Source organism: Pseudomonas sp. HK3, assembly GCF_052920985.1.
In genome coordinates, this window is record NZ_JBREXD010000003.1 from 796,395 (window position 1) to 811,219 (window position 14,825).

At 43.5% G+C, this 14,825-nt stretch carries 11 protein-coding genes; 9 read left to right on the forward strand and 2 right to left on the reverse strand.

Going from position 1 to position 14,825, the window contains the following annotated elements:
- Positions 1-79: 79 nt before the first annotated feature.
- Positions 80-2,122 carry an NAD-glutamate dehydrogenase domain-containing protein gene (locus ACU6U9_RS19175; protein ID WP_446737201.1) on the reverse strand — a complete coding sequence of 681 codons (2,043 nt, stop codon included), beginning with the start codon at positions 2,120-2,122 and terminating at the stop codon, positions 80-82.
- On the reverse strand, positions 2,094-4,937 hold the full coding sequence (locus ACU6U9_RS19180; RefSeq protein ID WP_446736590.1) for an NAD-glutamate dehydrogenase domain-containing protein: 2,844 nt from the start codon (positions 4,935-4,937) through the stop codon (positions 2,094-2,096). The genes ACU6U9_RS19175 and ACU6U9_RS19180 overlap by 29 nt, the downstream gene beginning before the upstream one ends.
- 184 nt (positions 4,938-5,121) lie before the next feature.
- On the opposite strand from ACU6U9_RS19180, the gene ACU6U9_RS19185 reads away from it, so the two are divergent.
- The 9 genes from ACU6U9_RS19185 to ACU6U9_RS19225 are packed head-to-tail and all read left to right on the forward strand — an operon-like array spanning position 5,122 to position 14,675.
- Entirely contained in the window at positions 5,122-6,084 is a 963-nt protein-coding gene (locus ACU6U9_RS19185; RefSeq protein WP_446736591.1) for an AAA family ATPase, read from the forward strand.
- A 10-nt stretch (positions 6,085-6,094) separates the two neighbouring features.
- On the forward strand, positions 6,095-7,054 hold the full coding sequence (locus tag ACU6U9_RS19190) for a DUF58 domain-containing protein (RefSeq protein ID WP_446736592.1): 960 nt from the start codon (positions 6,095-6,097) through the stop codon (positions 7,052-7,054).
- Entirely contained in the window at positions 7,051-7,485 is a 435-nt protein-coding gene (locus ACU6U9_RS19195; RefSeq protein WP_446736593.1) for a DUF4381 domain-containing protein, read from the forward strand. The genes ACU6U9_RS19190 and ACU6U9_RS19195 overlap by 4 nt, the downstream gene beginning before the upstream one ends.
- A complete protein-coding gene (locus ACU6U9_RS19200; RefSeq protein WP_446736594.1) occupies positions 7,479-8,504 on the forward strand; it encodes a vWA domain-containing protein in 1,026 nt (341 codons plus the stop codon). Before ACU6U9_RS19195 ends, ACU6U9_RS19200 begins: the two co-directional genes overlap by 7 nt.
- Positions 8,497-10,395, forward strand: coding sequence for a VWA domain-containing protein (locus ACU6U9_RS19205; RefSeq protein WP_446736595.1), 1,899 nt, complete (start codon positions 8,497-8,499; stop codon positions 10,393-10,395). The genes ACU6U9_RS19200 and ACU6U9_RS19205 overlap by 8 nt, the downstream gene beginning before the upstream one ends.
- Positions 10,389-12,074: a BatD family protein gene (locus tag ACU6U9_RS19210; protein WP_446736596.1), complete on the forward strand. Its 1,686-nt coding sequence runs from the start codon at positions 10,389-10,391 to the stop codon at positions 12,072-12,074. The genes ACU6U9_RS19205 and ACU6U9_RS19210 overlap by 7 nt, the downstream gene beginning before the upstream one ends.
- Before the next feature lie 29 nt (positions 12,075-12,103).
- On the forward strand, positions 12,104-12,280 hold the full coding sequence (locus ACU6U9_RS19215; RefSeq protein ID WP_446736597.1) for an SEC-C metal-binding domain-containing protein: 177 nt from the start codon (positions 12,104-12,106) through the stop codon (positions 12,278-12,280).
- Between the two features lie 2 nt (positions 12,281-12,282).
- On the forward strand, positions 12,283-13,158 hold the full coding sequence (locus ACU6U9_RS19220; protein ID WP_446736598.1) for a DMT family transporter: 876 nt from the start codon (positions 12,283-12,285) through the stop codon (positions 13,156-13,158).
- Between the two features lie 38 nt (positions 13,159-13,196).
- Positions 13,197-14,675, forward strand: a complete 1,479-nt coding sequence (locus ACU6U9_RS19225) for a protein adenylyltransferase SelO (RefSeq protein WP_446736599.1) — start codon at positions 13,197-13,199, stop codon at positions 14,673-14,675.
- The last annotated feature ends 150 nt before the right edge of the window (positions 14,676-14,825 follow it).

The window sequence follows — 14,825 nt, forward strand, 5'->3', positions numbered from 1 at the left end:
TGTTATTTTGTAATAGCTTGTTTTAACACACACCTAACCAAGTCTCTAGACTTGGTTAGGTGTGTGTTAACAACGGAGATCAGGCATTACCCTCAGAGGCTAAGCGGCTGGCCTGAGCAAGATCAAGCAGTTCACGCAATGCAACCGAGAACACGGCAAAGTCATTAATATCACTCTCCCTAAGCTCTGCCACTGTCTTACGCCACCGCCCAATCATTGGCTCACTTTGCTCAAGCCAAGTGGACATACGGGTTTCAATGTCCCCTTCTGGCAAGGTATTAATGATACTGGCCGTTAAGGTTCGCTGCTGCCAATCAAGATCATCGCGGTACGTTTCACGAGCAAGTGCCTGCCAGTGGCTTTGAACCGATACTTTATTAAGTTGCTCTAAGAACCATTCAAGATCTAAGTTACAACCGACTTGGTAATACGTTGCTGCCACGTCTTCGATATTACGATTGGTTTGTTCAGCGCCTTCAATAATACTCAAGGCTGAGAACATATTATTCGCACCGGCAACCGTTGCCGCTAGCTCTTCAGGCACGCCACCTTCAATTAATTTATCATAGAAATTCTGCCAAGCTTGCTTGCCTTCACCGGCTAAAAGATCTGACAGACGCGAACTAATATTGGCGGCCCGATCCCTAAAGCGAGTTACTTCATCCGCAATGCATAATTCGCGACGACGATTTCGTAAAAACCAACGAGACGCTCTTCGAATTAATCGCATCAAGGCCGCCATCATAAATTCTTGAATATCAGAGCTGACGGTATAATCCAATGCTTCTATTCGCTGCCACAGTTCATTCATGCGAAACACATCTCGTGCAGCAACATACGCTTTCACAATGGCATTTATGTCGGCTCCGGTACTATCACGCATGCGGTTCACATAAGTAATCCCCATGCGATTAACCATTTCATTGGCCAATTGTGTGGCGACAATTCCACTGCGCAACTGGTGATCATATACCGCTTCAGGAAAACGCTTTGTTAGCATTTCCGGGAAGGCGTCTTCAAGGGCTTTTGCTAAATACTCATCTTGTGAAATTTCTTGTGTATTGAGCAGTTCTTTTAAATCCCCTTTTGTATAACTGATCAATACAGACAGCTCTGGGCGCGTTAAACCTTTCTTCTGATTTTTACGCTCTTCAAGATCGTCATCACTTGGTAAGAATTCTAAATCACGATTCAGTTTCTTTTGGCGTTCTAAATCGTTCATTAAGCGCTTATATTCATCCATACGCGTTTTAGCTTCACGATAAGCAAGTGCAATGGCTTGGGTTTGACGATAATTATTAATCAATACCAAATCAGATACTTGCTCAGTCATGCTTTCTAAGAATTCATTGCGCTGTTTTGTGGTTAAATCCCCAGCCAGTACCAATGCATTCAACAGAATTTTGATATTTACCTCATGGTCTGAGCAATCAACCCCAGCGGCATTATCAATAAAATCTGTAAATGAGGCGCCTTTGCCTTTTAAAGCGTATTCGATACGGGCACGCTGTGTAATACCTAAGTTGCCCCCTTCACCAATCACTTTTGCCTGTAATTGTTTACCATTGATACGCAAGCTATCGTTGGCCTTGTCACCAGCAGCAGCATGGGATTCGGCACTTGATTTCACGTAAGTACCAATGCCGCCATTCCAAATTAAATCCACGGGCGCTTGTAACAACGCATGAATTAAATCGTTAGGCGACAACCTGTCAACTTTAATACCGAAACAACTTTTCATCTCAGCTGAGATTTCAATAGATTTTGCAGAACGATTAAAAATACCGCCCCCTTTTGAAATCAGTTTTCTTTCGTAATCACTCCACGAACTGCGTGGTAAATTAAATAGGCGCTCACGCTCTTTAAATGTCGCTTTTACATCCTCTGGATTGGGATCAATAAAAATATGCAAGTGATTAAAAGCCGCTACCAATTTAAGGTATTCACTGCGCAACATACCGTTACCAAATACATCACCGGCCATATCGCCAATACCAATAACAGAAATAGATTCCTTTTGAACATTTAAGCCCAATTCACGAAAATGGCGCTGTACAGAAACCCAAGCGCCTTTGGCGGTAATGCCCATTTTTTTATGGGTCATAGCCAACACTGCCGCCACTGGCAAATGCATCCCCTAACCAAAAGCCACGCTCTTGCGCGATACCGTTAGAAATATCACTAAAAGTTGCGGTCCCTTTATCAGCAGCCACAACCAAGTATGGATCGTCATCATCAAATCGAAAGACTTGTTCAGGTGGAATCACTTTACCTTCAAGTAGGTTATCCGTTACATCCAGCAGACCTGAAATAAAGGTTTTATAGCATTCAATGCCTTCAGCTAAAAACGCATCACGATCCCCTTCTGGCGGTTGTTTAGCAATAAAACCACCTTTAGCACCCACAGGCACAATCACAGAGTTTTTAACTTGCTGTGCTTTTACAAGACCCAGCACTTCGGTGCGAAAATCTTCAAAACGATCTGACCAACGTAAACCACCACGGGCCACTTTACCGCCACGTAAGTGCACACCTTCAACGCGAGGGCTGTAGACAAAAATCTCATACAAGGGTTTTGGTAGCGGTATATCACTAATTTCACGTGGGCTAAACTTAAATGATAAGTAGCGTTTTAACTCACCATCTTTGTCTTGTTGGAAAAAGTTAGTACGTAAAGTGGCACTTAACAATTCAATATAGCGTCTAAAAATACGATCTTCATTGAGGCTTTCAACTTGATCCAGCATTTCAGTAAATTTGGCATCTAATGCTTCTAACTGTTTATTGCGAGCCTCGATATTTGCGTTGGTTAATTTGAATCGAGTGAAAAAATAATTAACAACAAATGAAGTTATTTCCGGATACTTACATAGTGTATCTGCAATAAACGACTCAGAAATACCAAAGCGTATTTGTTTCATGTAACGCGCATAGGCACGTAATAACGCCACTTCTCGCCAACCTAACTTGGCACCAAGCAACAAGCGATTAAAACTGTCGTTTTCGGCTTTACCAAACCAAATAGCTCGGTACGCATCTTGAAAATTTTCTTTGCTTTCATGCAAGTCAATATTATCGCTGAAGGTATATACAAGACTAAAATCATGCATCCAAAATTGTTTACCATCACTCCTGTGTATACCATATGGGTGCTCGCCGATGACTCGCAACCCTAAATTTTCTAAGATAGGAATCACATCAGAAAGTGGTAATAATTTGTCTGCATTAAATAATTTAAATTTAAAATTGCCGCCAGTATCCGCTACATTACGATAGAGACTCATAGAAATATCGTCACTGGATGCCATGGTCATTATGTGCTGTATATCAACGACCGCGGTACGTGGTAAAAATTCTTCGCGATAGCTTGAACCAAAACTATGACGATACTGTTGGAAGTATTGATTCCCCTTTTCTTCACCCACACCTTCAATTAAAGAGGACATTAAGTCGTCCTGCCAAGAGCGTGCAACCGCTTGAATATCTTTTTCAATGCGCCTCTCATCAAATTCAATTTTTTCTGACGGGTTCAATTTAAGTGTAAATAGCGTACGCGCTAAAATAGACTCAGAAAAATACGTTGTGAATTCAATATCAACTGGGTTAAACGCTTCGATCAAAATATTCTGCATTTTATGACGCAGTTCAGTGTTGTATAAATCACGTGGTACATAAATTAAACACGATAAAAATTTATTCAGCTGATCTTGTCGAACAAAAATATGGGTCCGACGGCGCTCTTGGATATTTAAAATGCCAATGGCTGATCGCGCTAGGTGATCAATATCTGTATGAAACAACTCATCACGCGGGTACACCTCTAAAATATGCTGTAATTCTTTACTGTGATGACTACCCGAATTCAAACCAGAGCGTTTAATAACTTGTTTGGTTTTATTGCGCACAATGGGAATATTAAATGAGCTTTCGGTATACACATTCGAGGTGAACATGCCCAAGAATCGACGACCACCTGTCACTTGACCTTGCTCATCGACTTGTTTAATTGTGATGTAATCAGGATAGGCTGGACGATGAATACGAGAACGGCGACCCGACTTAGTTAACGCAATTAATTGCGGTGCCAATATTAATGCCTTCATGCTTTCTGATAAGTCATCAACAATGACTTTATTAGGGCCATGCACCTCTTTTTTGAACAACCCTGTCACGCTACTTTTATCGCGAATGGCCACTGTTTTGTCGCCTTGCTTCTCTATCGAGATATCTTCACAACCTAAAAAGGTAAAATGGTCGTTTGCCAACCACTCCATAAACGCCACTGATTCGCTTATGTCCTTTTTATTAAATGGGCCTTTGCTATTTTTTATCCATTCTAGCGCCTCTTGGCACTTACCTTTGGTTTCTGCAAAATCATCGACCACCAAACGAGTTTCGTCCAAAATTTCTCTTAAAGACGCCCCAAGGTCTTTCAGTACTTTCTCGTCGGTATGGCGGTCAACCTCCACATAAACAATGGCCTCTCTTGGATTTTCGGTATGATCAAGAGGGGATTTTAGGTCTAGCTCGCCTTTTTCACTCCGGTCTACGTGCATGACGGCATGGTTAATAAAGTGAATCGACATCTCACGGCGATTCAATTCCATGCGAATAGAGTCAACTAAGAATGGAACATCTTTATGCAGCACCTCGACAATCGTATGTGTTGACTGCCAACCATGTTCTTCGAAATCAGGATTAAACACTCGAATTTTGCTGTCACCTGCGCACTTCTGCATGAAGTTCCAACACGCTAAAGTGGCCCCATATAAATCATCAATTTTGCGATTTTCCAGCTCTTGCGCTGGGGTCGCAGCATAGTAGGTTTTGGTAAACTGCTTGATGGCCTCAGCATGGCTTTTTGGCACCTCAGCCATGAGTCTTTCGATTAAAAGACCGACTTGAGGGTGGACGTCCTTATTCAACAAGTTGTTCATCTTAGATCCTATGGGGATTTATCTATAAATAAATGATAGTTTAATCATCCAAAAACGCGCACACATGATGCAAAGCAATTTTTTGAACACATTGGAACTCTTTTAATAAGATGTCATCTTATCCTTGACCCGCAAGGAAAATTTTCTAAAATGCTTGCAAAAACAAAAACTTGGAAATGGTCATATGACAAATCGTGAGCACATCACAGCGTTACAAACCAGCTTACAAGAACACATAATTGGGCAACCGGACTTAGTAAATGCCCTCTTAATCGCCCTTTTAGCCGATGGTCACTTACTGGTTGAAGGCGCACCAGGTCTAGCTAAGACCAAAGCCATCAAAACCCTCGCTGACTGCATCGAAGGTAACTATCAGCGTATTCAGTTCACGCCGGACTTACTGCCAGCCGACATTACAGGTAGTGAAATCTATCGTGCTCAAACTGGCGAATTTACCTTTCAAAAAGGCCCACTATTTAATAATTTAGTATTAGCTGACGAAATAAACCGGGCACCTGCCAAAGTACAATCAGCGTTATTAGAAGCCATGGCTGAGCGACAAGTAAGTGTGGCCGGTACAACCTATGACTTAGATAAACTGTTTCTGGTTATGGCCACGCAAAACCCAATCGAACAAGAAGGCACCTATCCTCTACCCGAAGCACAGCTTGATCGCTTCTTAATGCTGGTGCGTATTAATTATCCAAGCGCTGAATCTGAAACCAAAATTTTGCGTCTGGCCAGAGGCGAAGCACAAGAAAATGCGACCCCTTTACCTTCTGAAAAATTAAGCTCGGCAAATATTTTTTCAGCTCGCCAAGAAGTGCTCTCTATGCACTTAAGTGAACGTGTTGAGGAGTACATCGTGCAATTAATAATGGCCACTCGTCAACCACTAGCTTACGGTGATGACATGGCCAGTTGGATTGAGTTTGGCGCCAGCCCTCGTGCCACCATTGCACTTGATCGCTGCGCTCGCGCCCATGCTTGGCTAGCCGGTAAAGACTTCGTTAGCCCTGATGATGTTCAAGCCGTATTGCATAACGTATTGCGCCACCGTTTGATCATTAGTTTCGATGCTGAAGCCACTGGCATGAACACAGATAAAGTGATCAACGAATTAATCATGCGCGTGGCAGTGCCATAACGGAATCGCCATGACAAACCTAGCTAATAGCGACTTAGACTACCTCGAAGGGTTTTTCCCGGGCAGTGCGTTTACCGATGAGCATCAATTAACCCAATTGCGTATGCTGGCAAAACGTTTACGCCTAGCGAGCCTGCCACAAATTCATGGCATGTTAGCAGGCGGTCACGCCAGTAAACAAAAAGGTCGAGGGTTAGATCTTGATCAACTGCGCCAATATTTACCCGGCGATGATATTCGCACCATTGACTGGCGTGTGACTGCCCGCACCCAAACACCCCACACTCGAGTTTACAAAGAAGAACGTGAACGCCCTGTTGTGATCATGTGCGATCAACGTACACCAATGGCGTTTGGCTCGCAGCGCAGCTTTAAGTCAGTAGTAGCCGCACAATGTGCCTCTATTATTGCGTGGGCTGCACTTGATCACGGTGATCGCGTGGGCGCATTCATTTTAGGTGACGATGACGAAAAAGACTTTCGCCCTAAACAAAGAGCTCAGCACGTACTGCAAATTTTACGCTCAATAAATGATTTTAATCATCGCTTAAAGCAGCATAAACAAGTGCAGAATAGTTTAAGTGAGTGTTTGAAAAAATTACACAAAGGGGTAAAACCCGGCACCTCTATTTATCTTATTAGTGATTTTTTTGACTTAAGCCCAGACGACAAAGCCGCCCTGTTTAACTTAAAGCGCCACAATCATGTGGTGGCATTGCAAGTGTACGATGCATTAGAGCGAAAAATGCCGCCGCCAGGAATGTATGGCGTCACGGATGGCCTAAACGAAGGGTTTCTAGATACGCAAAGCAAGCAGTCACAAAGTGCCTACAAAGAAGCGGTTGATGTCTTCCAGCAGGGTATTGAACAAACATTTAAACAGCTGGCCATTAATCATCATCAAGTGGATGCTTCAGAGATTCCTTACATGGCACTAAAAATTGCACTCGAGCAACGAGGTGCAAGATGAACCCATTAGATCAACTAAACGATATTCACTTACCGCAGGCGGTGTCTTATTGGCCACCGGCATGGCCTTGGTGGCTGTTATTAGTTTGTATCGTTGCACTGATTGTTTTAGGGCTTTGGTATAAGAAACGCCAAGCATGGCGTAAACAAGCATTACAACAATTGCAGACATTCGATTGGCAAACACCACAACAAGCCTACCGCGACAGCAATAAACTGCTTAAGCAAATTTGCATACAAAAGGTCGATAACAAGTGCGCTAATTTAAGTGGCGAATCATGGCTGAGCTTTTTAGACTCACACGTCAAGCAACCCATTTTTTTACCGGATCTTCGCCCTTTTGCTTACATACTCGATGAACCCAACATTCAAATGGACCCCAACACGTTACGCGACGCCATTAAACGTTGGATAAGGAAAGTAAAATGCTGAGTCTACACTGGCCTTGGTTGCTACTCGCCCTGCCACTGCCTCTTTTGGTTTATTATTGTGTACCGCCACATCAGCAAAGCCATAGCCAAGTCTTTGCACCAAGCTTAATGATGCTCGCCGAGCAAAAAAAACTGGGCACACAAAAAACGCCCTTACTAACCTACTTATTAGTAGCCGCCGCATGGATCTGTTTAGTATTGGCCAGCGCCCGCCCTATTTTTGTAGGCGAGCCACAAGCCATTACCGAAACCGACCGTAATATGATGCTGGCTGTTGATATTTCAGGCAGCATGGCCGAAGAAGATATGGCGGTAAACGGTCGACTCATTAACCGCTTACAAGCCGTAAAAGTCGTGCTCACTGATTTTATCGAACAACGCAAAGGCGATCGCTTAGGGCTTATTTTGTTTGGCTCTAAAGCCTATATTCAAACACCTCTGACGTTTGATCTAACCACCCTTGAGCAACTTTTAAATGAAGCTCAATTAGGGTTAGCAGGCAAACAAACCGCCATCGGCGATGCTATTGGTTTAGGGGTAAAGCGTTTACAATCGTTACCTGAATCAAATCGCGTATTAATCTTATTAACCGACGGGCAAAATACCGCCGGTGAGATCGAGCCCCTGCAAGCCGCCAAGCTTGCCGCACAGGCAGGCGTGAAAATTTATACCGTCGGCATCGGCGCTGACGAGTTAATCAAACAAGGTTTTTTTGGCCCACGACGGGTTAATCCAAGTCGTGATTTAGATGAACCCACCTTAATTGAAATCGCAAAAAGCACTGGTGGGCAATACTTTCGCGCACGTAACCTAGAAGAGCTTGATAAAATCTACGCCTTACTTGATGACCTCGAAGAAATTGAAGTGCAGCAACAAATGATTCGGCCGGAGAAATCCCTCTTTCATTACCCTCTTGCCTTGGCACTGCTTTTGACATTGTTAATTTATGCGCAGCAACAAGCATGGTTTCATACATTAGCCGCACGTCTCTCTGATAATAAGGCGAGCACTCATGTCTGATTTTCATTTATTACGCCCCGAGTGGGTTCTATTAATCTTACCCTTGGCGCTATTGTTTTTCTTTAAGCAAATAAAACCATTACGTGCGGGTAATTGGCAGTCGGTTATTTCACCTAAATTGCAACAACATGTGCTATTTAACACCCAACAAAAAAGCAGTCAGCGACTAACGCAGAGCGCTTTGTGGTTAGGCGCATTATTGGCAATATTGGCACTGAGCGGCCCAAGCTGGCAAAAACAAAGTTCAGAAGTGTACCGCTCTGAACAAGGGCTTGTTATTGGCTTGGACCTATCCCTTTCCATGACATCGCAAGACATTGCACCCTCTCGTGTGCAACGTGCAAAATATAAAATAATGGATGTACTACAAGCGCAACGTGGGCAGAACATTGGTTTAATTGCTTATGCTGGTGATGCTCATGTGGTTAGCCCACTTACCCAAGACAGCAACACAGTTAAATCATTATTACCGCCACTTGACCCTTACATCATGCCAAGTCAGGGCAGTAATTTAATGGCTCTGGCACAAGAGGCCGTCAATTTATTCGAGCAAGCAGGCAGCTCCCCTCGCACCTTTTTATTGGTCACCGACGGCGTTGAAAGTCGAGACATACAAGGTGCCGCTGATTTATTTAATCAAGCGGATATCCGCCTTGCCATTTTAGCGGTGGGCACCGAGCAAGGTGCGCCTATGGTGCAACCGGATGGGCGTTTCTTTAAAGACAGCAAAGGCCAAGTCATTATGCCGCCATTGGAATGGGATAACCTACAAGCACTGGCGCGTGCCACATCGGCAAAAATAGAACGTCTAACCAACAATGACCGTGACATTAGCGCACTGCTTGGCAGTCTCTCTTCAGCCAATAGCTTTAAAAAGGATGACGATGAAAACATGGAGTTTGATCAATGGTTAGACAGCGGTTACTGGTTATTATTACCACTGCTTTTATTATGTTTAGGTGCATTTAGAAAAGGCGTTGTGTTGAGCCTCGCACTGTTCATTTTAATACAGCCGAACGACAGTTTTGCCCAAGTGGACTTACCGGATGTGTTATTGAACGGTGACCAACAAGGGAAGAAATACTTTGAGCAAGACCCAGCCAAGGCCGCCGAACATTTTAACAACCCAAAATGGAAAGCCAGCAGTTTATATAAAGCCGGTGACTACCAAGGCGCATTGGATATTTGGCAACAGTTTGATGACCCTCAAAGTCTTTACAACCAAGGCAATGCACTCGCGCAATTACAAAAAATAGACAAAGCCATTGCGGCCTATGATGCAGCATTAAAGCAACAACCTGATCTTGAAGACGCATTAGCCAATAAAAAAATATTAGAGCAGCTAAAACAAAATCAAGAAAATAACGAACAGCAAAACCAAGACGGTTCCGACTCACAGGAAAACCCTTCCGATCAAAACCAAGAGTCAGGCGAGCAATCGGATCAAGAGCAATCTCAACAAAGTGATTCGCAACAGTCCGATTCTCAAAAAAGTGACTCTCAGTCGAGCGAGTCAAAAGATGGTCAAGAGTCGAGCGATCAAAGCGCACAAGGCAATCAGTCCGACGATGAAAAAAACAGTGACAACCCTCTCGAGCAAGCACAAACCGAAGCCGAAAAGCAGCGCCAAGAAGAAATGGAAGAAATGAAACAGCAAATGGCGCAACAACAAAGCGACGAGTCATCACAAAACGAAGAACAAGAAGGTGATCCGGCTAATATGCAGATGCAACCTAAAAGCCAAGAAGATTTAGAACAAGAACAAGCCATGAAACAATGGATACAACGCATACCCGATGATCCGGGTGGTTTATTGCGTAATAAATTCTTATATCAATATCAACAGCGCCAAGGCAACACCGAACAAAATGGGGAGCGTAAACCGTGGTAAAACACTTATTTTGTATTTTAATATTAAGCTTATTAGCCAGCCAATCCTTCGCTGTCGCATTTGACGCCAGTGTCGATCGGGCCAATATTGGTGAAGGTGAGTCACTCATGCTCACATTACGCTATAACAGTAATGTGTTGTCCGGTGACCCAGACCTTTCACCACTAGAGCAACAATTCACCGTTATTAACCAAAAGCGTAAAAATAGCTTTCAATATATAAATGGTCGCAGTGAATCGTGGACCGTTTGGACCGTTGCACTGTCACCTAAACGCAAAGGCAACTTAGTGTTACCGTCAATTGAATTCAAGGGCGAACGCACTAAACCGATTCAAATTATGGTCAGCAAACTCGACCCAAGCCTACAGAACCAACAAAAAGACGTGTTTTTTCACACCGAAACCGACATCAAAACCAGTTATGTGCAAGGGCAAATTGTCTACAGCGAAAAATTATACTTTGCAGTGCCACTGGATAACAGCCAGTTGAACGAAGTTGAAGTTGAAGATGCCGTCGTGCAACCACTAGGCGAAACCAAGCAGTATCGCACTCAACTAAATGGTCGCAGTTTTGATGTATACGAACGCCGCTATGTGATTTTTGCACAAACCAGTGGTGATTTAATTATCCCAGGACCACGTTATACCGGTGAGATAAGCAATGGTCGCTGGCGCCCCGGCCGCCCTATTTCCATTAGCCATCCGCCTATTCGCATTCAAGTATTGCCACAACCTGCCAACTACCCGCAGCAATCCACATGGCTACCCGCAAAAAATGTCAGCATAAATTATAAATGGCTAGGCAATACCAAGAATCTAAAACAAGGTGAGCCCATTACGCTCGCACTGACGTTAAAAGCACAAGGTTTAGGTGCCGCACAATTACCTAAACTAACACTGAGTGATGTACCGCAACTTAAATACTATCCAGAGCAGCCTCAAAACCAAGACATCAATGATGACAACGGCATCACCGGCATTATAAGCCAAAATATTGCTATCGTTGTCACCCGTAACGGTGATGTACGCCTACCTGAAATTCGTATTCCTTGGTTTGATATTAAAGCGGGTCGTATTGAGTACGCGGTTATGCCAGCACAAACATTAACCGTATCCGGTGCCGCTGTCTCGACACAACCAAACAACAATAACGCACAAAGCAGTATCGAAAATATTCAAAGCAACGCACAGAGCAATGATGCAAGCGAAAGCAGTGATGGCTTAATCGCCACAACTCAGCAAAGCAATAGCGAAAAACTGTGGCCAGTATTAAGTTTGATTTTTATGTTGTTATGGCTGATTACCAGTTATTTTCTTTGGAAAAAGCACCAAGCTAAGCCTGATGAAAACAACCAAGAACACAACAAACAATCATCATCGTCAGCGCAATTAAAACACATCAAACAAGCTTGCCGTACTAATGATGCAACCGCCGCTCGTCAAGCCATTATCGAATGGGCGCAAACACAAGGCTTTACACAAACCGTAACGTTAGAGCAAATCGCTACCATTAATAACAACAAAGAACTAAAACAAGCATTGCAAGAATTGGACTACACACTGTACTCACCTCATGGTAGCAGTGCATGGCAAGGCGAGTACTTGTGGCAACTTATTCGTAACATTAAGCCGAACAAAGACAACACATCGTCGCCACTACAGCCTCTGTACCCAAGCTAATGCTTTTTATTTAAAACAAAGAGAACGATATGACTCAAGATGATGAGCTTTGCCCTTGTGGCAGCGGTAAAGAATACGAAGCGTGCTGTAAAAAAGAATACGATCATACAAACGCCGCAAGAGAAAAATTAAAAGCAGCTATGGGTGATCCTGCAAAAGCAAAAGAGCTCAAAGACTTGCTTAACAACATAAAAAAAGACGATTAAACATGTCGCCTCTTTCGTTAGCTATGCAAACGGTGCTCGCACTGTTAGCCTTTGCAGGCAACAGTGTATTGTGTCGTCTTGCGCTAAACGATGGTTTAATCGATGCAAACAGTTTTACTATTATCCGCTTAATCAGTGGCGCTTGTATTTTAGTGGCACTGGTGTTTGTCATGAATCGCAAACATGCCCCTATTGAAAAACCCAGCAAACTTCGCATCAAACAAGCGGCTTACTTATTTGTATATGCCGCTTGCTTTTCAATTGCGTATTTAATGCTTGGCACCGCTGCTGGTGCATTAATTTTATTTGTCAGCGTGCAATTAACCATGCTGACTGTGCAATACATACAAGGGCGTCGAAGCACCAAACTTGAACTAGCGGGACTGCTACTGGCCCTGGGCAGCTTTGCTGCATGGATGATCCCAGGTGCTCAACGCCCAGATGTATCCGGTGTTTTACTCATGGCCATTGCGGGTATTGCTTGGGGTTATTACACCATTGCCGGTAAAACCAGCCAGAACCCACAAAAAGATACCGCGCAAAACTTTTTTTATAGTGTATTTTTTTGTGTATTTCTAATACCACTTTATTGGTTGCATGACGCAATCAACATCACAAACCAAGGTACTTTATTAGCCATAGCGTCTGGGGCGATCACATCCGGTTTGGGTTACTGGCTATGGTATCGAGTTCTGCCCTCGTTTACGTCCTTGAGTGCAGGCGTTATGCAGTTGAGCGTGCCGATACTGGCCGCCATTGGCGGCATAATTTGGAATCATGAAGCCATTACCCTGACATTTATACTGGCAAGCAGCGGTATACTTGGCGGGATTTTTTTAGTTCTGTACAGTGGTCACAAGCAAAGCACGGCATCTTAATCACAGGTATACTGTGATTCTGTCGTCGCGAGATCATTATGAATAACTGGTTAGAACTCAACTATGTACAGGCATTTCAAACACTGCCTGACACCCTCTACAGTCCGGTCACACCGCAACCATTATCAAACCCGAGGCTTGTGGCGTCTAGCCCTGCCTGTGCGCAATTGTTTGGCCTTAATGAACAATCGCTGCATGACGAAACCACACTAAAAATACTCTCAGGCCAAAGCCTATTAAGTAATTGGCAGCCTGTTGCCATGAAATACACGGGACACCAGTTTGGCTATTACAATCCTGACCTTGGTGATGGTCGAGGTGTATTACTTAGCCAAGTTGAGAATGATGGCAAAATTTGGGACTTACATTTAAAAGGTGCAGGACTCACCCCCTACTCTCGCCAAGGTGACGGCCGTGCGGTGTTGCGCTCAAGCATTCGTGAATTTTTATGCTCAGAAGCATTGGCCGCACTGAATGTGCCCACCAGTCGTGCACTGTGTGTTGTGGATACCGATACGCCTGTTTATCGAGAGCGCGCCGAAACCGGAGCCACCGTTTTACGGGTAAGCGAGAGTCATATTCGGTTTGGGCATTTCGAGTTTTGCTCATTCACACAACAACCTGATTTGCTTAAAACCCTGTGTGATCATGTTATTCAGCATCATTTCAGTGAGTTGCTTAACCAAGAACATGACAATATTTATGCGGATTTTTTTCAAGCTGTATTAACCCGCACTGCCAACTTAATGGCCCATTGGCAAAGCATAGGGTTTGCCCACGGTGTAATGAATACCGATAACATGTCGATTATTGGCGACACATTTGATCTTGGGCCGTTTGCCTTTTTGGATGATTACGACCCAACCTTCATTTGTAACCACAGCGACCACCAAGGACGCTATGCTTTTAACCAACAACCTAATATTGCCAATTGGAATCTTGCCGTATTAGCCCAAGCGCTTTTGCCTCTGGCCAATAAAGAACAATTAGTCGCGATACTTGATACCTACCCAAGTATATTCGAGCACGCCTACTTAGAAAAAATGACACTCAAATTGGGCTTAATGGGTGATGCAAAATTGCATCAAGACATCATCGAACAAACATCTAAAATGATGGCAAGCTGTCAATTAGACTTTAGTTATTTTTTTCGCCAGTTGTCTTCAATTGACAACCAAGACACATACACACATTTACGTGATATGTGCTTAAATATTACCGCCTTTGACGAATGGTTTACGGCCTATAAAAAAAGCTTATCTGACAACAAACAACCCCTTAATAGTGAGCATGACAACAAAAGAAAAGCGCGAATGAATCAAGTTAACCCAAAATATATTCTACGTAATTATCTTGCTCAAAATGCTATCCGCGCAGCACAAAGCGGTGATTACAGTGAAGTGCAAAAACTGTTTAGCATTTTGCAAAACCCCTTTGATGAGCAACCTGAAAACGACGACTATGCCAAGCTGCCACCAGATTGGGGCAAGACCTTAGAAATTAGCTGCTCGTCTTAAGCATTTAATTTTTATGTGTTGCGCTTATGACCTTTTCTTCCAAATAAACTGACCGTTTAAATCTATTTAACACTAGGGCCAAATTGGCCCTATTGTCCACTCACCGTTAGGGCTAGACTGAATTCACCATAAGAATAAAAACAATCAACA

What these genes read in the sequence shown, in the direction of transcription:
- ACU6U9_RS19180 (WP_446736590.1), bottom strand. Translation starts at nt 4,937, where the DNA reads ATGAACAACTTGTTGAATAAGGACGTCCACCCTCAAGTCGGTCTTTTA.
- ACU6U9_RS19185 (WP_446736591.1), top strand. Translation starts at nt 5,122, where the DNA reads ATGACAAATCGTGAGCACATCACAGCGTTACAAACCAGCTTACAAGAA.
- ACU6U9_RS19190 (WP_446736592.1), top strand. Translation starts at nt 6,095, where the DNA reads ATGACAAACCTAGCTAATAGCGACTTAGACTACCTCGAAGGGTTTTTC.
- ACU6U9_RS19195 (WP_446736593.1), top strand. Translation starts at nt 7,051, where the DNA reads ATGAACCCATTAGATCAACTAAACGATATTCACTTACCGCAGGCGGTG.
- ACU6U9_RS19200 (WP_446736594.1), top strand. Translation starts at nt 7,479, where the DNA reads ATGCTGAGTCTACACTGGCCTTGGTTGCTACTCGCCCTGCCACTGCCT.
- ACU6U9_RS19205 (WP_446736595.1), top strand. Translation starts at nt 8,497, where the DNA reads ATGTCTGATTTTCATTTATTACGCCCCGAGTGGGTTCTATTAATCTTA.
- ACU6U9_RS19215 (WP_446736597.1), top strand. Translation starts at nt 12,104, where the DNA reads ATGACTCAAGATGATGAGCTTTGCCCTTGTGGCAGCGGTAAAGAATAC.
- ACU6U9_RS19220 (WP_446736598.1), top strand. Translation starts at nt 12,283, where the DNA reads ATGTCGCCTCTTTCGTTAGCTATGCAAACGGTGCTCGCACTGTTAGCC.
- ACU6U9_RS19225 (WP_446736599.1), top strand. Translation starts at nt 13,197, where the DNA reads ATGAATAACTGGTTAGAACTCAACTATGTACAGGCATTTCAAACACTG.